The organism is Streptomyces sp. NPDC018029, assembly GCF_044327655.1.
Lineage (GTDB): Bacteria > Actinomycetota > Actinomycetes > Streptomycetales > Streptomycetaceae > Streptomyces.
Window position 1 is genome coordinate 462,175 of record NZ_JBIRFV010000005.1, and the last position, 24,637, is coordinate 486,811.

Sequence of the window (24,637 nt, forward strand, 5' to 3'; positions counted from 1 at the left end):
CCCTCGTGGCCACTTTCCTCTACAAACTCGGCAAACTCGCCTTCCGGCGACGCCACTTCGTCGCCCTCATATGGGTGGCGCTCCTGACGCTCGCCGGAGTCGGCGCGGCCTCGGCGCCCACCGCCGCCTCAAGCAGCTTCTCCATACCCGGCACGGAGGCCCAGAAGGCCTTCGACCTGCTGGAGAAGCGGGCCCCCGAGGCCAGCGCGGACGGGGCGAGCGCCCGCGTCGTCTTCAAGGCGCCGGACGGCGAGAAGGTCACCGACAAGGCCAACAAGGCGGAGATCGAGAAGACCGTCGCGGCCATCAAGTCGGGCTCGGACCAGGTGGCCCGCGCCGACAGCCCCTTCGCGGCCAAGACGGTCAGCAAGGACGGCTCCACGGCGTACTCCGCGGTCTCGTACAAGGTCACCTCGATGGAGCTGTCCGACGACGACCGCGAGGCATTGGAGAAGACCACCGACGACGCGCGCGAGTCCGGGCTCACGGTCGAGGTCGGCGGCGACGCGCTGCAGGCCATGCCCGAGACCGGCTCCACGGAGATCATCGGCATCGCGGTCGCGGCGGTCGTCCTCGTCATCACCTTCGGCTCGCTGATCGCGGCCGGACTGCCGCTGCTCACCGCGCTGATCGGTGTCGGCATCGGCGTCTCGTCGATCACCGCGCTCGCCGACGCGCTCGACCTCGGCACCACCACGTCGACGCTCGCCATGATGATCGGCCTCGCGGTCGGCATCGACTACGCGCTCTTCATCGTCTCGCGCTTCCGCGGCGAACTCGCCGAGGGACGCGACCGCGAGGAGGCGGCGGGCCGGGCCGTCGGCACCGCGGGCTCGGCGGTCGTCTTCGCCGGACTCACCGTGGTCATCGCGCTGGTCGGCCTCGCCGTCGTCAACATCCCGATGCTCACCAAGATGGGCTTCGCCGCGGCCGGCACGGTCGTCATCGCCGTCCTCATCGCGCTCACGCTCATCCCGGCGCTGCTGGGCTACGCGGGCAAGCGCGTCCTTCCCATGGGGGAGAAGAGCAAGCTGTTCGGCGGCGGCAGGAAGAAGGCCGCGGGCGCCTCCGGCGAGGCGAAGGAGAAGGCGAAGGAGAACATGGGCACGCGGTGGGCCCGCTTCGTGGTCCGCCGCCCGGTCGCCGTGCTGCTCGTCGGCATCGTGGGCCTCGGCGCCGCGGCAGTCCCGGTCGCGCAGCTGGAGCTCGGCCTGCCGGACGACGGCGCACAGCCGACGTCCACGACGCAGCGCAAGGCGTACGACCTGGTCTCGGAGGGCTTCGGCCCCGGCTTCAACGGTCCGCTGATGGTCGTCGGCGACCTCAAGGGCGCCGAGAACCCCGCGGCGGCCGCCGGTGAGATCAAGAAGACGATCTCCAAGCTCGACGACGTCCTAACCGTCGCCGCACCGGTGTTCAACAAGGACAAGGACACCGCGATCATCAGCGTCGTGCCGTCCTCCAAGCCCAGCGGCGTCGAGACCGAGGACCTGGTCCACTCGATCCGCGACACCGGCGCGCAGATCAAGTCCGACTCCGGCGCCGAGATCATGGTCACCGGCACCACGGCCATGAACATCGACGTCTCCCAGAAGCTCAACGACGCGCTGCTGCCCTACCTGGCGCTGGTCGTGGGCCTCGCCTTCCTGCTCCTGATCGTCGTCTTCCGCTCGGTCCTGGTCCCGCTCAAGGCGGCCCTCGGCTTCCTGCTCTCGGTCCTCGCGGCCCTCGGCGCGGTCGTCGCGGTCTTCCAGTGGGGCTGGCTCGGCTCGCTCTTCGGCGTCGAGCAGACCGGGCCGATCATGTCGATGATGCCGATCTTCATGGTGGGCGTCGTCTTCGGCCTCGCGATGGACTACGAGGTGTTCCTCGTGACGCGGATGCGGGAGGCGTACGTCCACGGGGAGCGGCCTGCCCAGGCGGTCGTGACCGGGTTCCGGCACGGGGCGCGGGTGGTCTCGGCGGCGGCCGTCATCATGATCGCGGTCTTCGCGGGCTTCATCGGCTCCAGCGAGCAGATGGTGAAGATGATCGGCTTCGGCCTCGCGATCGCGGTCTTCTTCGACGCGTTCGTGGTCCGTATGGCGCTGGTGCCCGCGGTCCTCGCGCTGCTCGGCAAGAAGGCGTGGTGGCTGCCGAAGTGGCTGGACCGCGCGCTGCCGAACGTCGACGTGGAGGGCGAGGGGCTGCGCACGGCGGCCGAGAAGGACGACGCCGAGAGGGAACTCGCTCGCGTCTGACCGGGTGCGCGGTCAGCGGGTGACCGGGTGACCGGTCAGCGGGTGACCGGGGTGGCGGTCGTGTGGGTACGACGCAGGAAGCGGATCAGCGCCGACGCGTCGAACTGCACGACCGTCACCCCGTCGCGTTCGTGGAACTCCACGACCGTCTGGACCCGGCCGCACGGCCATACGTGCACCTCGCCGGAGGTGACAGGGGCCCGCAGCCCCCGCTCCAGGAGCTGCCGGGCGAAGAGGCGGTGCGGGGAGCCGGGGAGGCCGATCCGCACGGTGTCCGGGTCGGCCTCCGGGTCGTAACGGAGGACGACGGAGACGGCGCGGTGGCCCTCGGAGGAGTCCGTGACGAGGTGGGCGCGTGCGTACTGCTCGACTGCGGGCATCGCTGGACTCCTCATTCTTACGGGCACTTCCTCACCAATGTCCCATATGTACGGTAATTCGCCGCGGGTGGGCGGGCGGCCGGGTGGCGTCGGCGGTGGGCGCGTGAACGCGGGGACGCCGGGCCCCCGGCGGGCGCGGCGAGCGCGGTGGGGGCGCGCGGAGGTGCGCAGCCGATTCGGGACCCGCACGCTCTTGCAAGCCGTTTGCAACAACGCACTATCCTTGAACGGTTCACGAGCCTTCCGCCCTGTCCAGGGCGCCTGCCCAGGAGCGCGCGCATGCATGTCCCCGACGGGTTCATCAATGTCCCGGTCTCCGCGGCGGCCGGGGTCGTCGCGGCGGGCGCCGTGGCCGTCAGCCTCAAGGGCGCCCGGCGTGAGCTGGACGAGCGGACCGCGCCGCTCGCGGGTCTGGTCGCGGCCTTCATCTTCGCCGTGCAGATGCTGAACTTCCCCGTCGCGGCCGGGACCAGCGGGCACCTCCTCGGCGGTGCGCTCGCCGCGATCCTCGTCGGACCCTTCACCGGGGTCCTCTGCGTCTCCGTCGTCCTGCTCATGCAGGGCGTCCTCTTCGCGGACGGCGGCCTCACCGCGCTCGGCGTGAACATCTCCGACATGGCGATCGTCACGACCGTCGTCGCCTACCTCACCTTCCGCGGCCTGGTGAAGGTGCTGCCCCGCGGGCGCCGCTCCGTCACCGTCGCCTCCTTCGTCGCCGCGCTGCTGTCCGTGCCGGCCGCCGCGATCGCGTTCACCCTCATCTACGCCATCGGTGGCACGACGGACGTCTCCATCGGGAAGGTCGCCACCGCCATGGTCGGCGTCCACATCCTCATCGGCATCGGCGAGGCCGCGATCACCGCGCTCACGGTCGGCGCCGTCATCGCCGTACGACCGGACCTGGTGTACGGGGCGCGGGGCCTGACACAGCGGCTCAAGCTGCGGGTCGGCGGGGAACTGGTGGACGCGCCGGCCTCCGCCCCAGAACCGGCCCCTGCCTCCGCTTCCCGCTCGACCCGCCCGGTCTGGATCGCGGGCATCGTCGCCTCCCTCGTCCTCGCGGGCTTCGTCAGCTTCTACGCCTCGGCCGACCCGGACGGCCTGGAGAAGGTCGCCCACGACAAGGGCATCGACAAGAAGGCCGAGGAGCACGCCACCGCGGACTCCCCGCTCGCCGACTACGGCGTCAAGGACATCACCGACGCCCGCCTCTCCGGCGGCCTCGCGGGCGTGATCGGCGTGGGCGTCACGGTGGTCGCGGGGACGGGAGTCTTCTGGGCGCTGCGGCGGCGTCGTAAGGATGACGCCTCGCCGACCGCGGTGCCCGAGGACGTCACCTCCGAGAAGGCCTGACGTGGGTGCGGGGCACGCCCACCGGCTCTACCGGCACGGTCACTCGCCGGTGCACGCGCTGCCTCCGCACACCAAGCTCGCGGCGGTCTTCTGCTTCGTGATCGTCGTGGTGTCCACGCCGCGCGAGGCGATGTGGGCCTTCGGGCTCTACGCGGTTCTGCTCGGCGTGGTCGCGTACGCCGCGCGCGTCCCGGCAGGCTTCCTGCTGAAGCGGCTGCTGATCGAGGTCCCGTTCGTGGCGTTCGCCGTGCTGCTGCCGTTCGTCGCGCAGGGCGAGCGCGTCGACGTGCTCGGCGTCTCCCTGAGCGTCAACGGCCTCTGGGGCGCCTGGAACGTCCTCGCCAAGGGCACGCTGGGCGTCGCCGCGTCCGTACTCCTCGCCGCCACGACCGAGCTGCGCTCCCTGCTGCTCGGGCTGCAGCGGTTGCGGCTTCCCCCGCTCCTCGTCCAGATCGCCTCCTTCATGATCCGGTACGGCGACGTGATCACGGACGAGATGCGCCGCATGAAGATCGCCCGGGAGTCGCGCGGTTTCGAGGCGCGGGGCGTACGCCAGTGGGGCGTCCTCGCCAAGTCCGCGGGGGCGCTCTTCATCCGCTCGTACGAGAGGGGCGAGCGGGTGCACCTCGCCATGGTCAGCCGGGGCTTCGCCGGATCGATGCCGGTCATCGACGAGGTGACGGCCTCGCGGGCGCAGTGGACGTACGCCCTGACCCTGCCGTTGACCGCCCTTGTCGTATGCCTGTTGGGATGGACGTTGTGACCTCTGCACTCACCTCTGCCCCCTCTCTGGAAGTGGCCGGACTGGCCTTCGCCTACCCCGACGGGCACCAGGCCCTCTTCGGCGTCGACTTCACCGTCGCGCGCGGCGAGCGCGTCGCCCTGCTCGGGCCGAACGGCGCGGGCAAGACGACCCTCGTCCTGCACCTGAACGGCATCCTTACCGGCGGCGCGGGCACGGTCACCGTGGCCGGGCTGCCCGTCGGCAAAGAGCACATGGCGGAGATCCGGCGCAGGGTCGGCATCGTCTTCCAGGACCCGGACGACCAGCTGTTCATGCCGACGGTGCGGGAGGACGTGGCGTTCGGGCCCGCGGCGGCGGGGATGCGGGGGCCGGAGCTGGAGGCCCGGGTGCGGAAGGCCCTGGCGCAGGTGGGCATGGCGGAGTTCGCGGACCGTCCGCCGCACCACCTCTCCTTCGGGCAGCGCAGGAGGGTGGCGGTGGCCACGGTCCTCGCGATGGAGCCGGAGATCCTCGTCCTGGACGAACCGTCCTCGAACCTCGACCCCGCGTCGCGCCGCGAACTGGCCGACATCCTGCGCTCGTTGGACGTGACGGTCCTGATGGTCACGCACGACCTGCCGTACGCCCTGGAGCTCTGCCCGCGCGCCCTGATCCTCAGCGAGGGAGTCATCGCGGCGGACGGGCCGACGGGCGAGCTCCTCGCCGACGAGGACCTGATGAGCGCACACCGCCTGGAACTGCCTTTCGGCTTCGATCCGAAGACGGTACGGGCAAGGGGATAGGGAATCGATGGCGCGGGGCGGCTGTTGCCCTTGTCATGAATGACGTCATGGGTGCGGCCATAGATGGGACCGCTCGGGTGCACGGCACGGTGGCGGCCGGTTACGAGCCGGTACGGGACGCTTTCGTACGCAACTTCGACGAGCGCGGGGAGCGGGGCGCGGCGGTGACCGTGTACCGGGACGGGCGCAAGGTCGTGGACCTGTGGGGCGGGGCGCGGGACGTCGACGGGGACCTCGGGGCGGGCGACGCCCCGTGGGAGCCCGGCACCGCGCAGATCGTCCGCTCGGCGACGAAGGGCGTCGCGGCCGCCGCGCTGCTCCTCCTGCACCAGCGCGGGGAACTCGACCTGGACGCGCCGGTCGGCTCCTACTGGCCGGAGTTCAAGGCGCGCGGCAAGGAGCGCGTCCTGGTCCGGCATGTGCTCGCGCACCGCGCGGGGGTGCCCGCCCTGGACCGTCCGCTGACGCCTTCCGAGGCGCTGGACCCGGATCTCGCCGCCGCGGTGGTCGCGGCGCAGGCCCCGTTCTGGGAGCCCGGCGAGGACCACGGCTACCACGCGCAGACGTACAGCTGGCTCACCGGCGAACTGGTGCGGCGCGTGACGGGCCGGCCCGTCGGGGAGTGGATCGGGGACGAGATCGCGCGGCCGGTCGGCGCCGACCTGTGGGTCGGGCTTCCTGACGCGGCGGCGGCGCGGGCCGGCCGCCTCGGCCCCATCGAGCCGGCGCCGGGCGGGGCGGGTGGGGCGGGTGGGCTTCGCATGCGCCCGAAGCGGAATGTGGCGGAGGCGTACGCGGACCCCGACTCGCTCACCCGTCGTGCGTTCGGGGCGATCGATCCCCTGCCGGACGAGAATGACCCGGCCTACCGGGCGGCGGCCCTGCCCGCCTCCAACGGCATCGCCACGGCGGACGGGCTTGCCCGCTTCTACGCCGCGCTGATCGGCGAAGTCGGCTGCGGCCGACGGCTGTTCGAGCCTTCTACGGTCTCGCTGGCGCGGGGCGAGGTGTCGGCGGGGCCCGACCGCGTCCTGGTCGTCGGCACGCGGTTCGGCCTCGGCTACATGCTCCACGGTGCCGCGTCGCCGCTCCTCGGCCCCGGTTCCTTCGGGCACCCCGGGCGCGGGGGTGCCCTCGGCTTCGCCGACCCGGAGTCGGGTCTCGCCTTCGGCTACGTCACCAACGGCATGAACAAGGGGGTTACGGCGGATCCTCGGGCCCAGGCGCTGGTTCGCGCGCTCCGCGACGCGACGTAACGCCCTACGGGGCGCGCTACTCGTACCCGGCGCCGGGTGCGGCCCACTTCCCGCAGCACTGTCATGGTGCCGGGTGCGGCCTCTTCCCACCGCACTGCCCCGGTGCCGGGCGCCGCCTCTTCCCAGCGCACTGCCCCCGTCCGGCGCCGTCAGCTCCCCACCCGCCCGCCCCGACGGAGCCTTCGAGCGGGCCTCGGGCCGGAGTGACGTCGTCCCACAACCCTCAACGGCGCCCCACCGCGCCGCCCCCGTCCGGCGCCGTCAGCTCCCCACCCGCCCGCCCCGACGGAGCCTTCGAGCAGGCCCCCGGCCGGGGCGACGTGGCCCACGACAGCAGTCGGCGCCCCGGCTCCGCATCCCGTCCCCCACCGCCCGCGTGCGGCCAAGTCCCCACCGCGCCGCCACCCGGCTGCGCCCACCACCCCGTGGACGTACCGACAACCCAGGCCGACCCGGGAGGAGGAGGGGAACAGGGGAGGGGTAACGCCACCGTGTGGCGTCGGGCCTTGCTCAGGTGCTGATGCCCATCAGCGTGAGCGTAGGGGCGAGCATGCCGAGGATGCTCACGGACCAGTACAGCGCCGGATGCAGACGCGTGCGGTTGGCGAGAGGGCGGTTGGCCAGCCACCACAGGAAACCGCAAAGGGCGACGAAGGATCCGAAGGTGAAGAGAACGACAGCGAGGCCGTCGTTCTCTTCCGGCGCGGGGTGCGCCCAGGTCATGGCGATGTAGTAGAGCATCCAGATCGGGACGACGGCGGGGACGCCGAGCAGCAGGTTGACGACGAATGCGGCGTACCACCGTCTGTTCATGTCGCCCCTGCCCCCGTGATCATCCATGGTGTCGGTGACAGTAACCGACGGCTGACGAGGGGCCGGTGCCGGTCAGGCCCGGCCCTTGAGCCGGCGCATGGCCAGCAGACCGCCGATGCCCGGGACCAGCGCGCGCCACCGGGAGGCGCGGGAGGCCCCCGGGTCCTGCGCGACGGCCGTCGGGAGCATCCACGTGGCCGCGATCACGACGAGATACGCCGTGCCGTGCAGCGGGCCGAGGAGGGACGAGAGCGGGCGGGCGTGGATGGTGAACAGGTTGGTGAGGAGGAGGGCCAGGGACACCGCCTCCGCGCCTGCCGCGATGCGGAGCGTGCGCAGGGTGAGCACAGCGGTCACGCCCCCGTCGTGGAGCCGGGGCGGACGATCATCAGGACGGTGACCGTCGCCCAGAGGATGTTGAAGATGCCGGTGAGCATCGCCAGGCGCGCCGTCGCGGGGCGGATCGTCGCGGGATCGACCATCGCGGGGTCGACCATCGCGGGGTCGTTCGTCGCGGCGCGGGCAGACCCCGGCGCGGACTCCGCGAGCTCCAGCAGACTCCGCTGCCCCGGCAGGATGACCAGCGCCAGAAGCCCCGCCGCGATCGCCGTCAGCAGGAGCGAGGCGATCAGCCACGCGTCGGTGAGGACGCCCAGCTGTGCCGCAGTAGCGATACCGAAGACGGGGACGGCGAGGCCGGCGACGGCGTAGGCACGGCAGACGCGGTGCAGGAGCGCGGCGATCCCAGCGGCCCGACCACTGTCACCCCGTTCGCCGCTGTCCCCTCGCTCCGCACCGTCACCCGGCTCCTTCCCGTCCCCCGCCCCGCCGAGCGCCCGCAGCGCGTACCTCGGAAACATCGACGCGGCCACGGTGATCGACCCGACGGCCAGGATCGCCACCAGGACGTGGACGGACAGCAGGAACTTGGTCACCGGGATGCCTCCAGGCAGGTGAATATGTTGGCTGCCAATACATACACTGCCAACGCCTTCTTTGGGTAGGCTGCCTACTCATGAAGGCGGATGCGGTGCGAGGGCACCTCGACGGACTGCTGCTGGCCGTGCTGGAACCGGGCCCGCTGCACGGGTACGCGATCATCGCGGCGGTGCAGCGCCGCAGCGGGGGCGCACTGGAGCTGCGTACGGGCACGATCTACCCGGCGCTGAACCGCCTGGAGCGCCTCGGCCTGCTGAGCAGCAGCTGGCAGACGGCGGCGGGCGAACGACGCCGCAGGGCCTACGAACTCACCGACGCCGGACGTGCCACGCTCGCCGGCGAACGGGCGGCGTGGAGCGAGTTCACGGCGGCGATCGGCTCGGTCCTCAACCCCGGCACGACGGCTCCCGGGCTCGCCACATGAGCGCCACCGCGGGCCTGCGGGCCGACCCCGTCGAGGAGCACATCACCGCCCTCGCCGCCGCCCTGCACGGGCCGGCCAAGGCCAAGTCCCGGCTGGTCGAGGAGATGCGCGCCGGTCTCGTCGACACGGCCGCCGCGTACGTGGACGAAGGAGCGGACGAGGTGGAGGCCGCCCACCGGGCGATCCACGAGTTCGGCACCGTCGACGAACTCGCCCCCGCCTGCCAGCGCGAGCTGACCGTCGCGCAGGCCCGGCACACCGCGAGGACCGTCGCGCTCACGGCCCCCTTCCTGGTCGCCTGCTGGTACCTCGCCCGCACGGCGGGCGGCGGACCGGCGCCCGGGGAACTCGCGCACACGCCCCAACTGCTGGCCGCCCACCTCGCCTTCGTCGCGACCCTCGCCGCACTGCTGGCCGCGGCGACGCTGGCCGCAACCGGCCCTCTCGCCCGCCGCCTGCCCACTCCGGACCGGGCCCCGCACCGGCTGCCCCTCGTCGTCGCCTGGACCGGCACCACAGCGAGCGCCGCCATGGCCGTCGCGACCCTCGCCCTCGCCACGGCCGCCGCCCTGGCCACGAACTGGCCCCTGCTGGCCGCCGCAGGAGCCCTGGCAGCCGCGTCCCACGCGGTCGTAGCGACCTCGGCCCGAGCCTGCCGCCGCTGCGCGACCCTGCCGATCACGCGCCTCGCGCTGGACTGAGCCGGCCCGAGGCGCCGAGCCTTGCCGGGGCTCCCGCGCACGCACCGTGAGGGTGTCCAGGTTCTTCGGAACGAGAAGGGCTGCGGAAGGTCCTTGCCGGCTGGGAGTTGAGCGGTGCGACGACACCCCCGCGCTGCCGCAACCCATGCCGCTGCCCGGCGACGACATGTGCTCGGGGTGGGGCGGTGGCTCGCCTCGCGTCGTCGCCCCCCGCCGGGTGGCAGGCGGCGAGCCACCCAGTTGCGCACCGCTGACGGAACTACCCCGCGTGCAGCATCAACCCGATCCCCGCCACCATCAACCCCGCCGCCACCAACCGCGGTGCCCCGAACCGTTCCTTGAAGAAGACCGCTCCGATCGCCGCGCCGACGATGATCGAGGATTCACGCAGCGCGGAGATCGGGGCCAGGTCCGCCTTCGTCTGGGCCCAGAGGACCAGGCCGTACGCCGAGACCGAGAGGGCCGCGCCGAGCAGGCCGACGCCCGCGAACGGGCGCAGGCGCGGGAGCAGTTCGCCGCGCCAGCGGTACGCCGCGTACAGCGGGACCGCGACGCCCTCCAGGATCATCAGCCACGCGATGTAGCCCATGGAGGAGCCGGAGGCGCGGACGCCCAGGCCGTCCACCACCGTGTACGCCGCGATGGAGACGCCCGTCGCGAGGGCCGCGCCGATCGCCGTCCAGTCCGGGCGGCGCCCCGAACCCCGTATCCCCCACAGGGCGAGGCCCGTCAGGCCCGCGCACGACACCGCGACGCCCGCCGCCTGCCAGCCGTCGGGGACCTCGCCGGCGAAGACCGCCGCGAGGACGGTGACCACCAGCGGCGCCGTGCCGCGCGCGATCGGGTACGCCTGGCCGAAGTCGCCGAGCTTGAACGACTTCATGAGCAGGGCGTAGTAGCCGACGTGGATCGCCGCGGAGAGGAGCAGGTAGGGCCAGGCCCCGGCGTCCGGGATCGCCACGAAGGGGGCCATGAGCAGGCCGATCAGCGTGCCGCCGCCGGATATGAGGGTGAAGCCGACCAGTTTATCCGTGATGTGGTGGGCGATCGCGTTCCAGCTCGCGTGCGTGACGGCGGCGAGCAGGACGGCCGCGGCAACCAGCGGGGTCACACCATCACCTCGCGGGCTCGCACGGCCACCTCGCGGGTCCGCGCGGTCACTTCGCAGGCTCGCGCGGTCACCTCGCGGGCTCGCGCCGTCACTTCGCGGACTCGCGCACGTCCACCAGCGTGCCGCCCGCGTGGGCGATCAGCGTCTTGGGTGCCATCGGGAAGACCGCGTACGGCGTGCCCGCCGCCGCCCACACCACGTCGTGGTCGAGGAGCGAGCGGTCGGCCAGGACCCGGGTCCTCGTGGCGTGGCCGAAGGGCGGCACGCCGCCGATCGAGTAACCCGTGGTCTGCCGGACGACGTCCGCCTTGGCGCGGGTCACCTTCTCCGCGCCGAGCTCCTGGCGCACCAGTTCCAGGTCGACGCGGGACGCGCCGTCCATCAGAACCAGTACGGGGACGCCGTCCGCCGCGAAGATCAGGGACTTGCAGATCTCGCTGAGTTCGCAGCCGATGGCCGCGGCTGCCTCCGCCGCCGTGCGGGTCTGCTCCGGGAAGCGGCGGACCCGGGGAAGCAGTTCGCCGAGGCCCAGGTCGCGCACGGCCTCGGCGAATCGGGGGTGGGCGTCGGACGCGCCGGACGACTCGGGTGTTGTAGCGCTCATGCCCCGCACGCTAGCGGTCCGTGTACGGGGCATGCGACCAGGTATCCGCATAGCGGACAGAGGCGTTCGCCCACGGGTGGGCCGGGTGGCCCGACCCTCAGGAACCCGCCCGCAGCATCGCCCGCACCACCGGCCCCGCCGAGTCCCCGCCGTGCCCGCCCTGCTGGACCACCGCCGCCGACGCGAGATCGCCGCGGTACGCGGTGAACCAGCCGTTGGGCTTCTTCTGGCCGTCGACCTCCGCCGAGCCGGTCTTCGCGCCCATGTCGGAGCCGAGGCCCCGCATCGGCTCGGCCGCCGTGCCCGCGACCGCCGTGTAGTGCATCAGCTCCCGCAGCGCCGCCGCCGTCGCGCCCGACATCTTGCGGGGCGCCGTCGCGAGCGTGCGGTCGTCGACGTCGGGGGAGACCAGGTAGGGCTGCTTGAACGTGCCCGACTTCACCGTCGCCGCGACCGACGCCATGTTGAGGGGGTTCATGCGCACGCCGCCCTGACCGATCAGCGAGGCCGCCATCTGGGCGTCGCTCTGCACCGGCACCGCGCCGTCGAAGGACGGCACGCCGATCGACCAGTTGTCGCGGCCGAGCCCGAAGACCTCCTGGGCCTGCTTGGTCAGGGAATCGTCGTGGAGCTTCTTCGCCTGGCTGATGAAGGCCGTGTTGCAGGACCGCGCGAAGCTCGCCCTGAACGTGCCGTTCTTGATCTGGAACTTGTCGTCGTTCTGGAACTTCCAGCCGCCGTACGTCTCGTACTTGGGGCACGGGTGCTTCTTGTCGACGCCGGCGAGCTTCTTCTCCAGGAGCATCGACGCCGACACGACCTTCATCGTGGAGCCGGGTGCGAGCGAGCCCTGGAAGGCCGTGTTGAAACCGGTGGGATTCGAGTTCGCGGCGGCCAGGATCTCGCCGGTGCTCGGCTTGAGCACGACGACGGACGCCCGCTTCCGCTTGGCGGTCTCGCGCTCGGCGGCGGACTGCAGCGAGCCGCTGAACGTCGTCTTCAGCGTGCCCGGAGTACCGGGGGAGAGGGTGAGCAGCGTCTTGTCGGGCGTCGACTTCGCGTCGGCCTTTTTCGACGACACCGAGGACTCCGAGGACTTCGTGTCGTCCGCCCGCACCACCCGCAGCTCGACCCCCGCCTTGCCGCCCGCCTCCTTGCCGTACTTCTCCCGCAGCCCGTCCAGGACCGTGCCCAGCGACGGGTACTTCGCCGCCGTCAGCTCGGCGCCGTCCCGGTCCACCGCCTTGATCGGCGGGTCGCCCGCCTCACCGGTGACCAGCCGGTCGCCCGGCTGCTTCAGCTCCGGGTGCAGGACGGAGGGGCGCCAGCCGACCAGCGTCTTCCCGTCGCTCTTCCTGCGGACGACGGTGAGTTCGGACTCGTACGACAGCGGCTTGCTCTCCTTCTTGTACGAGACGGTGGTGGACGCTTTGAAGGGCACCTTCGCGCCCGACCGCTTGCCCGGCGTCAGCCTGGGCTGCACGAGGTGGCCGTCCTTGCGGTAGGACGTCAGGGCCTTCTCCGCCGCCTCGCGGTCGTCCGTGAGCGCCGCGGCCCGCACCGCGTCGCCCTTGGCCCACGCGGTGAGGAACGCCCGCGCGGTGGTGCGGACTTCGGCGGCCGTCGGCGGGCCGGACGCCACCGGCTTCTCGTCGACGGTCGAGCCGTCGCCGCCGGAACCGGAACCGGAGCCACCGGACAGCGCGAACGCGGCGGCCCCCACACCGCACAGGACCACGGCCGCCGCCCCGCCGAGCACCCCCGGGTGCAGCCTCGTGTTCCCGACACGCACGTTCCCCGTGCGTACGTTCCCGACGCCGACGCTCTTGCGCTCGGTGGCGCGCCTTCGCTTGCCCACAAACCCTCCGCAGTTCCCCAGAACCCCCGGCTCTTCACCGGAAGGCCACCTTAGAGGCGTACGGAGAAGCCCTCGACCACTTCTTCGCCCGGCCGGGCGACGCGCCACCCGACCGATTACCCTGCGCCCAGCACCGCCGCCACGATCGGCCCCGCCGCGTCACCGCCGTGGCCGCCCCGCTGGGCCATCGCGGCGGCCGCGACATCGCCCCGGTAGCCGGTGAACCAGCTGTCCGACTTCTCCTGGCCGTCGACCTCCGCAGAGCCGGTCTTCGCGCCGATGTCGCTGCCGAGGCTCGCCATGGCCCGCGCGCCGGTGCCGCTCACCGCCGTGCGGTGCATCATCCGGCGCAGCTGCTGGACGGTGGAGGCGCGCAGCCCCTGGGCGGTGGCCAGTTCACGGTCGTCGAGGGACTTGGGCACGATCACCGGCTGCCGGAAGGTGCCCGTCATCGCCGTCGCCGTGACCGACGCCATGTTCAGGGGGTTCAGCTGGACCTCCCCCTGGCCGATGGCGTTCGTCGCGCGGTCGGGGCCGGCCGACGCGGGGACGGAGCCGTCGAAGGTGGTGACGCCGACCTGCCAGTCGTCCCCGCCAAGACCGAAGTTGTTCCGCGCCTCCTCGGTGAGGGAGGAGTCCGTGATTCCCTTCTCGTCGATGAGCTTCACGAACGCCGTGTTGCAGGAGCGCGCGAAGCTCTCCGAGAACGTCGCGGACTCGTTCGGGACCATGCCCTTCAGGTTGTGGATGGTCTGGCTCTGCCAGGTCGCGGTGGCCGGGCAGGGCGCGGGTCCTTCCGCCTTGGTGACACCCTTGTCGATGAGCATCGCCGCCGTGATGATCTTCATCGTGGAGCCGGGCGGCACCTGGCCCTCGAACGCCGCGTTGAACGCGTCCTTGCGGTTGTTGGCGACCGCGAGGATCTCACCGGTGCTCGGCTTCACCGCCACCACGGACGACTCGTCGCTCCGCAGCACCGCCTGCTCCGCCGCCTTCTGCACGCCCGCGCTGAGCGTCGTGGGCAGCTTGCCCGGCTTGCCCTTGGCGAGGGTGAGCAGCACGCGGCTGCCCGCGTTCTCGTCCTCGTGCCGCACGTACAGCTCCACGCCCGGCTTGCCGCCCGCGCTGTCGCCGTACTTCTCGCGCAGCTTGTTCAGGATCGGCCCCAGCGAGGGATAGTCCTTCGGGCGCAGGACGGTGCCCGCGCGGTCCACGGCCTGGATGGGCGGCGTGGTGGCCTCACCCGTCACGAGCGTGTCCCCCCTCTCCAGAGAGGGGTGGACGACGGCCGCCGACCAGTCGACGAGCGCGCGGCCGGTGGTCTTGCCGCGGACGACGGTGAGCTGCGAGTCGTACGCGAAGGGCTTGCTCTTCCCCTTGTACGACACCGTCGCCGACACGGAGAACGGCACCCGGGCACCCGACGCCCGCTTCGGCGTCAGCTTCACCTTCGTCAGGTGCGCGTCCTCGCGGTAGCCGGTCAGCGCGGCCGCGGCCGCCTCGCTGTTGTTCGTGTAGCCCGCGGCCCGCCGGGCGTCGCCGTCGGCCCACGCCGCGAGGAACTTCCGCGTGGTCTCCCGGACCTCGTCGCCCGTGGGCGGCCCGGTCTTCACGGCCACCGGGCCCGATCCCGGCGAGCCGTCGTCCCCGGTGACGTCGTTCACGAGGCTGTACGCGCCATATCCGGCGCCCCCCACCATGACGGTGAATACCCCGCCTACCAACGCGACCTTTACCCCTTTGCGCACGGTGCGCTCCCCTCCCCAGGTTCGCCATGAACCTTAAGCGGGTGGAGTGGCGCAAGGGGCATTCGTTATCCGAAGGTGTCCATTACACCCAGGTATCCAGCCACATTCGGGAACGCCAGGAATCGATGGGGATCGCCGTGCCGGTGTAGATCGGCCAGAAGTAGATGAAATTCCAGAGGATGAGCAGAACGACGACACCTGAAGCGGCGGCACCGACCGTCCTGCGGCGTTCACTCGACCCCGGCGGGCCCAGCAGCGCGCCGATCATCATTGCCACGGCGAGACACAGGAACGGCACGAAGACGACCGCGTAGAAGTAGAAGATCGTCCGCTCCTGGTAGAAGAACCAGGGCAGATAGCCCGCGAGGACGCCGCAGAGGATCGCGCCCGCCCGCCAGTCGCGGCGGAACGCCCACCGCCACAGGACGTACACCAGCGCGAAGGCCGCCACCCACCACAGCATCGGCGTGCCGAGCGCGAGGACCTCGCGGGCGCACTTGTCCGTGGTGTCGGCCGGACAGCCGTCCTTGCCGGGCAGCGGCGACTCGTAGAAGTACGAGACGGGACGGCCGTCGACGATCCAGCTCCACGGGTTGGACTGGTAGGTGTGCGGCGACGACAGACCCACGTGGAACTCGTACACCGCGTGCTCGTAGTGCCACAGGCTGCGCACCCAGTCCGGCAGCCAGGTCCAGCTGCCGCCCTTCCCGTCGGTGGCCGCCCAGTTGCGGTAGTAGCCGCCGCTGCCGTCCGTCGGCGAGAGGATCCAGCCGAGCCACGACACGACGTACGTGAAGAGGGCCACCGGCACCGTCGACACGAACGCCGGGAGCACGTCCCGCCGCAGCACCGCGCGGTAGGGCCGGTCCGCCCCGGCCACCCGGCGCGCGCCCACGTCCCAGAACACGGTCAGCAGACAGAGGAAGACCATGACGTACAGGCCGTTCCACTTCGTGCCGAAGGCGAGGCCGAGACAGAGCCCGGCCGCCCACCGCCACGGCCGCCATCCCAGACGGGTGGTCTCCGCCACGTACGCGTCCGGTCGTACGATCCCGTCCGCGCCGTCGGGGTCCGCCGGCAGCGCCGCCGCCAGCCTCGCCCGCGCCTTGTCCCGGTCGATCAGGAAGCACCCGAACGCGGCGAGCACGAAGAACATCAGGACCTGGTCGAGCAGCGCGGTCCTGCTCATCACGTAGTGCAGGCCGTCCACCGCGAGCAGCGCGCCCGCCAGACACCCCAGGAACGTCGAGCGGAAGAGCCGCCGCCCGATCCGGCAGAGCATCAGCACCGACAGCGTGCCGAGCACCGCCGTCATGAACCGCCAGCCGAACGGGTCGAAGCCGAACAGCCATTCGCCGATCCCGATCACGTACTTGCCGACCGGCGGATGCACCACGTACGCCGCGTCGTGCGGGATCGCGATGTCACCGCCCTGCCGCAGCACGTCGTCGTTGATCTTCTCCGGCCAGTTGACCTCGAAGCCGCGGTGGATGAGCGCCCAGGCGTCCTTCGCGTAATACGTCTCGTCGAATATCACGGCCTTCGGACTGCCGAGGTTCCAGAACCGCGTCACCCCGGCGACGAGCGTGATCAGCAGCGGACCGACCCAGCCGGACCAGCGCACCACCTGCTCGGCGGCCGTCCTCGACAGACCGAGCGTCATCCACAGGCGGGGGCTCGGCTCCGTGTACGGCGGCACGAGGCGCGCCCTGACGTCCGCTCTGGGCCGCGCCGCATGGCCGAATCGGCGCAGCCGCCGCTGCCACGGGGGCTGCTGCTCCTCGGCTGCCTGGCCCCCGCGGGTGTCCGGGGAAGACGCGGTACTGGTCACCGCGCCATCGTAGGGAACCAGACTGTGCGAGTCCCGTCCGTGGGCCCTGCGAGGATGGATCCGTGACAGGAAGCGCAGATTCCCCCGGAACCCTGGTCCTCGCGGGCACCCCCATCGGCGATGTCGCCGACGCCCCGCCGCGGCTCGCCGCCGAACTGGAGGCGGCCGACGTCGTCGCCGCCGAGGACACCCGGCGCCTCCGCAGGCTCACCCAGGCGCTCGGCGTGCAGGTCGGCGGCCGGGTCGTCTCGTACTTCGAGGGCAACGAAACGGCGCGCACGCCCGAGCTGGTCGAGGCGCTGGCGGGCGGCGCGCGGGTGCTGCTCGTGACCGACGCGGGCATGCCGTCCGTCTCCGACCCCGGCTACCGCCTCGTCGCCGCGGCCGTGGAGCGGGACGTGCGGGTGACGGCCGTGCCGGGCCCCTCCGCCGTGCTCACGGCACTCGCCCTCTCCGGGCTGCCCGTGGACCGCTTCTGCTTCGAGGGCTTCCTGCCGCGCAAGGCGGGCGAGCGCCTCTCGCGGCTGCGGGAGGTGGCCGATGACCGGCGCACGCTCGTCTACTTCGAGGCCCCGCACCGCATCGACGACACGCTCGCCGCGATGGCCGAGGCGTTCGGCGAGGAGCGCAGGGCCGCGGTCTGCCGCGAGCTGACCAAGACGTACGAAGAGGTCAAGCGCGGCTCCCTGAAGGACCTCGCCGAGTGGGCCGCCGACGGCGTCCGCGGCGAGATCACCGTCGTCGTCGAGGGCGCACCGGAGAAGAGCGCCGCCGAACTCACCCCCGACGAGCTGGTGCGCAGGGTGCGGGTGCGCGAGGAGGCGGGCGAGCGACGCAAGGAGGCGATCGCCGCGGTGGCCGCCGAAGCGGGCCTGCCCAAACGCGAGGTGTTCGATGCCGTCGTGGCGGCAAAGAATGCGGATCGGGGCAGCCCATCGGCAGGCAAAGGACTATCGTGAAAAGCAAAGCGCGGACCGCGCACCAGGCTGCTTTCGAGCCTCTTTCCTAAGGGGAGGCCAAATCGGCTCCAATGCTCGACAGGTCTGATGCGCTCGCTCCGGGAAAGGCGTCCACTGGTCGAAGGGACGCACAGTGCTTGTCCCTCGGGCAAGAGGAGCAGCTGGCATGAGTGAGATCGCAGACACCGGCCACCCCACCACAGCGATGAATGCCTCGCCCACGGCGCTGAACGTGGTGCATGAGTCCTACGCATTCGCCTGCATGCGCTGCGGACACGGCTGGGAGCAGTCCTACGAGATCGAGCACCACGTCGACGTCGCGGGCCAGGAATTCGTGACGTACCTGGCGGACGGCGCCCGCGTGCCCTCGCCGCTGACCCGGCCCACGTGCCTGAACTGCGGTGGGCACGTCGTGCGGATCATGCGGGCGGGGCAGGTGTCCTCCGTGCTCGACATGATGCGGCGGCAGCAGGCGGGTGGGGCCACGGCTGCGCGTCCCGGGAGCGGGGTGGGAAAGCCGGCCGGGCCCGTGGACCCCGTCGGGCCCGGGGACGGTGACGCGGGCGGTGACGTGCGGGAGCGGCACCACTGGCACCTCGCCGACCTGCTGCACCCCTTCCAGCACCGCAAGGGGGACTAGGGCCCGAGGTGGTTCCCCCGGGGGCTTCGTAGGATCGGAGCATGCCTTCGAAGAACGCCGACGCACCGCCGCCCCTGCCCGAACCGCTCCGGGTGGCGGTCGCCGACTCCCACACCCACCTCGACATGCAGTCGGGCACGGTGGAGGAGGGCCTCGCCAAGGCCGCGTCCGTCGGCGTCACGACGGTCGTGCAGGTCGGCTGCGACGTCCGCGGGTCACAGTGGGCGGCCGACACCGCCGCCGCGCACGACAGCGTGCACGCCGCCGTCGCCCTCCACCCCAACGAAGCGCCCCGCATCGTCCTCGGCGACCCCGACGGCTGGTCCCGGCAGGGCGCGCGCGAGCCGGGCGGCGACGCGGCCCTCGACGAGGCGCTCGCCGAGATCGACCGGCTCGCCGCGCTGCCGCACGTGCTCGGCGTCGGCGAGACCGGCCTCGACTACTTCCGCACCGGCCCCGAGGGCATGGCCGCGCAGGAGCGCTCCTTCCGCGCGCACATCGAGATCGCCAAGCGGCACGGGAAGGCGCTCGTCATCCACGACCGCGAGGCCCACGAGGACGTGCTGCGCGTCCTGAAGGAGGAAGGCGCCCCCGAGCGCACCGTCTTCCACTGCTACTCCGGCGACGCCGAGATGGCCCGCGTCTGCGCGGAACACGGCTACTTCATGTCCTTCGCGGGCAACGTCACCTTCAAGAACGCGCAGGGGCTCCGCGACGCGCTGGCCGTCGCCCCCCTCGACCTGGTTCTCGTCGAGACCGACGCGCCGTTCCTGACGCCCGCCCCCTACCGCGGACGGCCCAACGCGCCGTATCTCGTTCCGGTCACGCTGCGGGCCATGGCCGAGGTGCGCGGCATCGATGAGGACGCCATGGCCACGGCGATCGCCGCGAACACGGCGCGCGCCTTCGGGTACTGAGTCGCTGACTGAGTCGCCTACCGCGTGTCAACTGCGCGACGCTGAGTAGTCGCGCTGCTTTGGAGAGTGACGACGGCTCCGCTAGGTTCTGTGCGCCCGGTACGTACCCCTGGAGCGTCGGCGTGAGCAACTCGCAGTACGAGACGTACGAGCCGTATGAGACATATGCGCCATACGAGCCGTATGGCGAGCCGCAGAGCGGAGTGTGGCAGGACGCGGCGTACGACGTGTCGTACGCCGGGTCGCGTGACGTGTCGTACGCGGAGGCCGCCACGCTGCCGCGGCAGGTGGCCTCGTCCTCTGCGCCCCCCGCATCCGCCGCGCCCTCCTCTGTTCCCGCGCCCGGTGGGGGGCGGGCGGGGGCGCGGCGGGCCGCGCGCGGCAAGAAGGGGCCCAGGGCGTCCGAGCCCGCGTCCGCCGAGCGGCCCGAGGTGATCCGGCGGCTGCTGCCGCAGGCCCTCGTCGTCGCCTTCCTCGCGGGCGGCACGTCCGCGTTCGTCGCCAACGACAAGGCCGTCCAGCTCATCGTCGACGGCAAGCCCCGCACGCTGCACACCTTCGCGGACGACGTCGGTGAACTCCTCGCCGACGAGGGCGTGGACGTCGGCGCCCACGACATCGTCGCGCCCGCCGCCGGGACCGCACTCGCCAGCGGCGACGAGGTCGCCGTCCGCTACGGCAGGCCCGTCCACCTCACCCTCGACGGGCAGCGCCGCCGGGTGTGGACCACGGCGCGGACCGTGGACGGGGCGCTGCGGCAGCTCGGGGTGCGGGCGGAGGGGGCGCATCTGTCGGCCTCGCGCAGCAGCCGCATCGGCCGGGACGGGCTCGCGCTCGACGTCCGTACGGAACGCACCGTCACGATCATGGCGGACGGGCGGGAGCGGACCATCCGCACGAACGCGGCGACCGTGCGGGAGGCCGTCGCCGAGTCCGGGGTGACGCTGCGGGGGCAGGACACGACGTCGGTCCATCCCGACAGCTTTCCGCGCGACGGGCAGACCGTGACCGTCATGCGGGTCACGGGGACGAAGGAGGTGCGCGAGGAGGCGATCCCTTTCGAGGTGGAGCGGATGGAGGACGCGTCGCTGTTCCGCGGCACGGAGGTCGTGGCGCAGGCGGGGCGGCAGGGGGTCAGGCGGGTCACGTACACGGTGCGGAGCGTCAACGGCGTCAGGCAGAAGCCGCGGCGGGTCAGGTCCGAGGTGGTGCGGGAGCCGCAGAAACGGATCGTGAAGGTCGGCACGAAGCAGCGGCCCATGGCGGTGGCCGGGGCGGACGGTCTCGACTGGGGGTCGCTCGCCCGGTGCGAGTCGGGTGGGCGGCCCGGGGCGGTGGATCCCTCCGGTACGTACGGAGGGCTCTACCAGTTCGACACGCGGACCTGGCAGGGGTTGGGTGGCTCGGGCCGCCCCCAGGACGCCCCGGCGGCGGAACAGACCTACCGCGCAAAGAAGCTCTACATCCAACGCGGAGCAACCCCCTGGCCCCACTGCGGCCGCCACCTCCACGGCTGACCCCCCGACGGGGGGCGCGCCCCTACCCCCACAGCCCGTCGCGGAGAACCCCCACCCCGCCCGCCCGCCGGGCGGGGAGCGCCCCTACCCCCGCAGCCCGTCACGGAGAACCCACCCACCCACCCGCCCTTGCCCCCGCAGGCCGTCGCGGGCATCCCCCGCACCCGCCCCCCCCCGCAGGGTTGCGGGCAGGCAACCCGCACCCCACCTGCCCCTGCCTCCGCAGGCCGTCGCGGGCCCCCCACCCCAGCCGCCTCGACCCCCGCAGGCCGTCGCGGGCAACCCCCACCCCACTCGACCGACCCCCGCAGACCGTCGCGGGCAACCCCCCACCCCACTCGCCCCTGCCCCCGCAGGCCGTCGCGGGGAACCCCCACCCCACCCGCCCCCACCCCCGCTGGACGTCGCGGAGAGCCCCCACCCACCCGCCCCTACCCCCGCATGACGTCGCGGGGCAAACGGGTGGGTGGGTGGGAGGCATCCGCCGCGGAGCGGCGGGACTGTTTGTGCGGGCGGAGGGGAGAGGGGAGGGCCACCCTCCACCGAACCCCGCCCCGGCCCCGGGCAAGGGGTGGACCGTGCGAGGCCCAGGGGCCAGGGCCCGTAACCTGGGACCGTGAGCACTGAGCACGGCGCCCTCCTCGGCCCCGCCGACATCCGCGAACTGGCCGCTGCCCTGGGCGTACGCCCCACCAAGCAGCGCGGCCAGAACTTCGTCATCGACGCCAACACCGTACGGCGCATCGTCCGCACCGCGGAGGTCCGCCCGGACGACGTCGTCGTGGAGGTGGGACCGGGCCTCGGCTCGCTGACCCTCGCGCTGCTGGAGACCGCCGCCCACGTCACCGCGGTCGAGATCGACGACGCGCTCGCCGGCGCGCTGCCCGCGACGGTGGAGGCCCGCCTTCCGAAGAAGGTGGGTTCCTTCGGGCTCGTGCACAGCGACGCCATGCTCGTACGGGAGCTGCCGGGCCCCGCGCCCACCGCCCTCGTCGCGAACCTCCCGTACAACGTGGCCGTGCCCGTGCTCCTGCACATGCTCGACACCTTCCCGACCATCGAGCGCACGCTCGTGATGGTGCAGGCCGAGGTCGCCGACCGGCTCGCCGCCGCCCCCGGCTCGAAGGTGTACGGAGTGCCGTCCGTGAAGGCCAACTGGTACGCCGACGTGAAGCGCGCCGGGTCCATCGGGCGCAACGTCTTCTGGCCCGCGCCCAACGTCGACTCGGGTCTCGTCTCCCTGGTGCGCCGCGCCGAGCCGGTGAAGACCACCGCGTCCAAGCGCGAGGTGTTCGCCGTCGTGGACGCCGCCTTCGCGCAGCGCAGGAAGACGCTGCGGGCGGCCCTGGCAGGCTGGGCCGGTTCCGCGGCCGCCGCGGAGGCCGCGCTGGTCGCCGCCGGGGTCTCGCCGCAGGCGCGCGGCGAGGCACTGACCGTGGAGGAGTTCGCGCGGATCGCCGAGCACAAGGAGCAGCGGCAGGAGGCCGGCGCGTGAGCGGGAGCGTGACGGTACGGGTGCCCGCGAAGGTCAACGTGCAGTTGGCCGTGGGCGCCGCCCGCCCCGACGGCTTCCACGACCTCGCCAACGTCTTCCTCGCCGTAGGCCTCCACGACGAGGTCACCGCAACGCCCGCCGACGCGCTGCGGGTGACCTGCGAGGGCCCCGGCTCGGACCAGGTGCCCCTGGACCGTACGAACCTCGCCGCCCGCGCCGCCGAACTCCTCGCCGCGCGGTACGGCATCGCGCCCGACGTGCACCTCCACATCGCCAAGGACATCCCCGTCGCCGGCGGCATGGCGGGCGGCAGCGCGGACGGCGCCGCCGCGCTCGTGGCGTGCGACGCGCTGTGGGGCACGAACGCCTCCCGAGCGGAACTGCTCGACATCTGCGCGGAACTCGGCAGCGACGTGCCGTTCAGCCTGGTCGGCGGAGCCGCGCTCGGCACCGGACGCGGCGAGAAGCTCCAGCCGCTGGAGGTCGGCGGCGCCTTCCACTGGGTGTTCGCCGTCGCCGACGGAGGGCTCTCCACGCCCGCCGTGTACCGCGAGTTCGACCGCCTCACCCGCGACGCGCCCGCCCCCGAGGCGTCCCCGGCGCTGCTCGAAGCCCTGCGCACGGGCGACGTCGAAGCCCTCGCGGCCACGGTCACCAACGACCTCCAGCCCGCGGCGCTCTCCTTGTTCCCCGCACTCCACGACACCCTCGCGGCGGGCACGGCGGCGGGCGCCCTGGCCGCGCTGGTCTCCGGCTCGGGCCCGACGACGGCGTTCCTCACGGCCGACGCCGCGTCCGCCCGCAAGGTGGCCGACGCGCTGACGGCCTCCGGCACGTGCCGCACGGCCCGGGTGGCGACGTCCCCGGCCCAGGGCGCCCAGCAGATCTAGCCCCCAGATACTCACCCCCGAATGAGTACGTACACGCTGACGCCGGAGGCGTACCGCACGCGACCGTACGTCCATGGGATCAAGCGTTCGCGAACTCGCCGAGAAGACGCCCGCCGGGCGTGACCGGTACATCGACCTGCTGCGGGTCGCCTCGCTCGGCACGGTCGTCGTCGGGCACTGGCTGATGGCCGCCGTGACCGTCGGCGACGACGGCCGCGCCGAGGTCGGCAACCTCCTCGCCGTGGTGCCGGAGCTCCAGCTCCTCACGTGGGCGCTGCAGATCATGCCCGTCTTCTTCTTCGTCGGCGGGTTCTCGCACGCGCTGTCGTACCGCTCGCTGAGCCGCCGGTCCGAGGGGCGGCCCGTCTACTCGGCGTTCGTGCGGGCCCGGCTCCAGCGGCTGCTGCGGCCCACCATGGTCTTCATAGGGGTGTGGGGCGCGGGCGCGCTGCTCCTGCAACTGGGCGGCCGGGGCGGCGGACTGCTCGATGTCGCGCTGCGGCTCGTGGCGCAGCCGCTGTGGTTCATCGGCGTCTACCTCGCGATGGTCGCCTTCACGCCGCCGCTGCTGCGGCTGCACGAGCGGTGGGGATGGGGCGCGTTCGGCGGGCTCGTGGCGGCGGCCGGCGCGGTGGACGTGGCGCGCTTCGCGTTCGGCGTGCCGTATCTGGAGTTCCTGAACTTCGCCTTCGTGTGGCTCGCCGTGCACCAGCTGGGCTTCCTGCGCGCGGACGGCAGGCTGCGGGCGCCGTACGTCCTGGCGGGCGCGGGTCTCGCGGGCGCCTCGCTGCTCGTGGCCCTCGGCCCGTATCCGCTCTCCATGGTCGGCATGCCCGGCGAACGCGTCTCGAACATGGCGCCGCCCACCTTCGCCCTCCTCTGCCACGGCATGTGGCTGGTCGGCGCCGTGGAGCTGCTGCGCGGCCCCGCGACGCGGTGGCTGGCGCGGCCGCGGGTGTGGCGCGGCGTGGTGGCGGCCAACGGCATCTCCATGACGGCGTTCCTCTGGCACCTGACGGCGATGCTCGGGGTGTACGGGACGCTGCTCGCCCTCGACGTCCCGCTGCCGGAGCCGGCGAGCGCGGCGTGGTGGGCGCAGGCGCCGCTGCGGATGGGTGCGGCCGCGGCTCTGACGGCGGCGCTCGTCGTGGCCTTCCGCCGCTTCGAACGGCCGGGGACGGCGGGGCCGGTCGCTCCGGGCACGGCCTCGGGCCCGGCCGCGGCCCTCGGCGTCACGCTCTGCCTCTTCGGGGTGCTCGGCCTGTCGATGGTCGGCTTCGGGGGCCTGCTCGAAGGGCGTACGGCGATGCTGGTGGCCGTCCATGTGACGGCACCGGGTGCGGTGGCGATGGCCCTTGCCGGGTGGGTGCTGGTGGAGCGGGCGGGGCGCTCCCGCGCGGGCGACTACGCTTGAGGATCGATCGTCCCCCCTGT

General features: G+C 72.6%; 23 protein-coding genes. 14 read left to right on the plus strand and 9 right to left on the minus strand.

What is annotated here, in order from left to right; genetic code table 11:
• Positions 1-5: 5 nt before the first annotated feature.
• The gene (locus ACH4D5_RS18355) at positions 6-2,240 is read left to right on the plus strand and encodes an MMPL family transporter (protein WP_398303390.1); all 2,235 of its coding nucleotides are present in this window, start codon (positions 6-8) and stop codon (positions 2,238-2,240) included.
• A gap of 35 nt (positions 2,241-2,275) precedes the next feature.
• Here the strand turns inward: ACH4D5_RS18355 and ACH4D5_RS18360 are convergent, their stop codons facing one another.
• The gene (locus tag ACH4D5_RS18360; RefSeq protein ID WP_398303392.1) at positions 2,276-2,620 is read right to left on the minus strand and encodes an SsgA family sporulation/cell division regulator; all 345 of its coding nucleotides are present in this window, start codon (positions 2,618-2,620) and stop codon (positions 2,276-2,278) included.
• A gap of 279 nt (positions 2,621-2,899) precedes the next feature.
• Between ACH4D5_RS18360 and ACH4D5_RS18365 the strand changes: the two genes are divergently transcribed.
• The 4 genes from ACH4D5_RS18365 to ACH4D5_RS18380 are packed head-to-tail and all read left to right on the plus strand — an operon-like array spanning position 2,900 to position 6,756.
• Positions 2,900-3,973 carry an energy-coupling factor ABC transporter permease gene (locus ACH4D5_RS18365; protein WP_398303394.1) on the plus strand — a complete coding sequence of 358 codons (1,074 nt, stop codon included), beginning with the start codon at positions 2,900-2,902 and terminating at the stop codon, positions 3,971-3,973.
• Position 3,974: 1 nt separating this feature from the next.
• Positions 3,975-4,736: a cobalt ECF transporter T component CbiQ gene (gene cbiQ / locus ACH4D5_RS18370; RefSeq protein ID WP_398303396.1), complete on the plus strand. Its 762-nt coding sequence runs from the start codon at positions 3,975-3,977 to the stop codon at positions 4,734-4,736.
• A complete protein-coding gene (locus ACH4D5_RS18375; RefSeq protein WP_398303398.1) occupies positions 4,724-5,500 on the plus strand; it encodes an energy-coupling factor ABC transporter ATP-binding protein in 777 nt (258 codons plus the stop codon). Before cbiQ ends, ACH4D5_RS18375 begins: the two co-directional genes overlap by 13 nt.
• A gap of 47 nt (positions 5,501-5,547) precedes the next feature.
• Positions 5,548-6,756 (plus strand): serine hydrolase domain-containing protein, encoded by a 1,209-nt coding sequence (locus ACH4D5_RS18380; protein ID WP_398303400.1) that lies wholly within the window; start codon positions 5,548-5,550, stop codon positions 6,754-6,756.
• Positions 6,757-7,266: 510 nt separating this feature from the next.
• On the opposite strand, the gene ACH4D5_RS18385 is transcribed toward ACH4D5_RS18380, so the two are convergent.
• The 3 genes from ACH4D5_RS18385 to ACH4D5_RS18395 form a co-directional block, all read right to left on the minus strand.
• A complete protein-coding gene (locus ACH4D5_RS18385; protein ID WP_398303402.1) occupies positions 7,267-7,569 on the minus strand; it encodes a hypothetical protein in 303 nt (100 codons plus the stop codon).
• Positions 7,570-7,641: 72 nt separating this feature from the next.
• The gene (locus ACH4D5_RS18390; RefSeq protein ID WP_398303403.1) at positions 7,642-7,926 is read right to left on the minus strand and encodes a DUF3817 domain-containing protein; all 285 of its coding nucleotides are present in this window, start codon (positions 7,924-7,926) and stop codon (positions 7,642-7,644) included.
• Positions 7,923-8,504 (minus strand): hypothetical protein, encoded by a 582-nt coding sequence (locus ACH4D5_RS18395; protein WP_398303405.1) that lies wholly within the window; start codon positions 8,502-8,504, stop codon positions 7,923-7,925. The genes ACH4D5_RS18390 and ACH4D5_RS18395 overlap by 4 nt, the downstream gene beginning before the upstream one ends.
• Before the next feature lie 80 nt (positions 8,505-8,584).
• Here ACH4D5_RS18395 and ACH4D5_RS18400 point away from each other — a divergent pair, with 80 nt between their 5' ends.
• Positions 8,585-8,932 (plus strand): PadR family transcriptional regulator, encoded by a 348-nt coding sequence (locus ACH4D5_RS18400; protein WP_398303407.1) that lies wholly within the window; start codon positions 8,585-8,587, stop codon positions 8,930-8,932.
• Positions 8,929-9,633, plus strand: a complete 705-nt coding sequence (locus ACH4D5_RS18405) for a permease prefix domain 1-containing protein (RefSeq protein ID WP_398303409.1) — start codon at positions 8,929-8,931, stop codon at positions 9,631-9,633. Before ACH4D5_RS18400 ends, ACH4D5_RS18405 begins: the two co-directional genes overlap by 4 nt.
• Before the next feature lie 259 nt (positions 9,634-9,892).
• Here ACH4D5_RS18405 and ACH4D5_RS18410 read toward each other — a convergent pair whose 3' ends face one another.
• The 5 genes from ACH4D5_RS18410 to ACH4D5_RS18430 all read right to left on the minus strand — a co-directional run bounded on the left by ACH4D5_RS18410 (position 9,893) and on the right by ACH4D5_RS18430 (position 16,785).
• Positions 9,893-10,744: an EamA family transporter gene (locus ACH4D5_RS18410; protein WP_398303411.1), complete on the minus strand. Its 852-nt coding sequence runs from the start codon at positions 10,742-10,744 to the stop codon at positions 9,893-9,895.
• An 88-nt stretch (positions 10,745-10,832) separates the two neighbouring features.
• Complete coding sequence (locus ACH4D5_RS18415; RefSeq protein WP_398303413.1) at positions 10,833-11,348, minus strand: YbaK/EbsC family protein; 516 nt, start codon at positions 11,346-11,348, stop codon at positions 10,833-10,835.
• 97 nt (positions 11,349-11,445) lie between these two features.
• The gene (locus ACH4D5_RS18420) at positions 11,446-13,206 is read right to left on the minus strand and encodes a penicillin-binding transpeptidase domain-containing protein (protein ID WP_398303415.1); all 1,761 of its coding nucleotides are present in this window, start codon (positions 13,204-13,206) and stop codon (positions 11,446-11,448) included.
• Positions 13,207-13,322: 116 nt separating this feature from the next.
• A complete protein-coding gene (locus tag ACH4D5_RS18425) occupies positions 13,323-14,954 on the minus strand; it encodes a penicillin-binding transpeptidase domain-containing protein (RefSeq protein ID WP_398303417.1) in 1,632 nt (543 codons plus the stop codon).
• Between the two features lie 82 nt (positions 14,955-15,036).
• Entirely contained in the window at positions 15,037-16,785 is a 1,749-nt protein-coding gene (locus ACH4D5_RS18430; protein ID WP_398303419.1) for a dolichyl-phosphate-mannose--protein mannosyltransferase, read from the minus strand.
• Between the two features lie 62 nt (positions 16,786-16,847).
• On the opposite strand from ACH4D5_RS18430, the gene rsmI reads away from it, so the two are divergent.
• The 7 genes from rsmI to ACH4D5_RS18465 all read left to right on the plus strand — a co-directional run bounded on the left by rsmI (position 16,848) and on the right by ACH4D5_RS18465 (position 24,617).
• On the plus strand, positions 16,848-17,744 hold the full coding sequence (gene rsmI / locus ACH4D5_RS18435; protein ID WP_398303421.1) for a 16S rRNA (cytidine(1402)-2'-O)-methyltransferase: 897 nt from the start codon (positions 16,848-16,850) through the stop codon (positions 17,742-17,744).
• A gap of 166 nt (positions 17,745-17,910) precedes the next feature.
• Positions 17,911-18,384, plus strand: coding sequence for a hypothetical protein (locus ACH4D5_RS18440; RefSeq protein ID WP_398303423.1), 474 nt, complete (start codon positions 17,911-17,913; stop codon positions 18,382-18,384).
• 41 nt (positions 18,385-18,425) lie between these two features.
• Complete coding sequence (locus ACH4D5_RS18445) at positions 18,426-19,301, plus strand: TatD family hydrolase (protein WP_398303425.1); 876 nt, start codon at positions 18,426-18,428, stop codon at positions 19,299-19,301.
• A 122-nt stretch (positions 19,302-19,423) separates the two neighbouring features.
• On the plus strand, positions 19,424-20,818 hold the full coding sequence (locus ACH4D5_RS18450; RefSeq protein WP_398303427.1) for a ubiquitin-like domain-containing protein: 1,395 nt from the start codon (positions 19,424-19,426) through the stop codon (positions 20,816-20,818).
• 616 nt (positions 20,819-21,434) lie between these two features.
• Complete coding sequence (rsmA, locus tag ACH4D5_RS18455) at positions 21,435-22,313, plus strand: 16S rRNA (adenine(1518)-N(6)/adenine(1519)-N(6))-dimethyltransferase RsmA (RefSeq protein ID WP_398303429.1); 879 nt, start codon at positions 21,435-21,437, stop codon at positions 22,311-22,313.
• Positions 22,310-23,203: a 4-(cytidine 5'-diphospho)-2-C-methyl-D-erythritol kinase gene (locus ACH4D5_RS18460; protein ID WP_398303431.1), complete on the plus strand. Its 894-nt coding sequence runs from the start codon at positions 22,310-22,312 to the stop codon at positions 23,201-23,203. The genes rsmA and ACH4D5_RS18460 overlap by 4 nt, the downstream gene beginning before the upstream one ends.
• Positions 23,204-23,276: 73 nt before the next feature.
• Positions 23,277-24,617 carry an acyltransferase gene (locus tag ACH4D5_RS18465; protein ID WP_398303433.1) on the plus strand — a complete coding sequence of 447 codons (1,341 nt, stop codon included), beginning with the start codon at positions 23,277-23,279 and terminating at the stop codon, positions 24,615-24,617.
• Positions 24,618-24,637: the final 20 nt, after the last annotated feature.

Bases quoted from the DNA above. Each gene is read 5' to 3' on its own strand.
- ACH4D5_RS18360 (WP_398303392.1), bottom strand. From the start codon at position 2,620: ATGCCCGCAGTCGAGCAGTACGCACGCGCCCACCTCGTCACGGACTCC.
- ACH4D5_RS18365 (WP_398303394.1), top strand. From the start codon at position 2,900: ATGCATGTCCCCGACGGGTTCATCAATGTCCCGGTCTCCGCGGCGGCC.
- ACH4D5_RS18375 (WP_398303398.1), top strand. From the start codon at position 4,724: ATGGACGTTGTGACCTCTGCACTCACCTCTGCCCCCTCTCTGGAAGTG.
- ACH4D5_RS18380 (WP_398303400.1), top strand. From the start codon at position 5,548: ATGGGTGCGGCCATAGATGGGACCGCTCGGGTGCACGGCACGGTGGCG.
- ACH4D5_RS18385 (WP_398303402.1), bottom strand. From the start codon at position 7,569: ATGAACAGACGGTGGTACGCCGCATTCGTCGTCAACCTGCTGCTCGGC.
- ACH4D5_RS18400 (WP_398303407.1), top strand. From the start codon at position 8,585: ATGAAGGCGGATGCGGTGCGAGGGCACCTCGACGGACTGCTGCTGGCC.
- ACH4D5_RS18405 (WP_398303409.1), top strand. From the start codon at position 8,929: ATGAGCGCCACCGCGGGCCTGCGGGCCGACCCCGTCGAGGAGCACATC.
- ACH4D5_RS18415 (WP_398303413.1), bottom strand. From the start codon at position 11,348: ATGAGCGCTACAACACCCGAGTCGTCCGGCGCGTCCGACGCCCACCCC.
- ACH4D5_RS18440 (WP_398303423.1), top strand. From the start codon at position 17,911: ATGAGTGAGATCGCAGACACCGGCCACCCCACCACAGCGATGAATGCC.
- ACH4D5_RS18445 (WP_398303425.1), top strand. From the start codon at position 18,426: ATGCCTTCGAAGAACGCCGACGCACCGCCGCCCCTGCCCGAACCGCTC.
- ACH4D5_RS18465 (WP_398303433.1), top strand. From the start codon at position 23,277: ATGGGATCAAGCGTTCGCGAACTCGCCGAGAAGACGCCCGCCGGGCGT.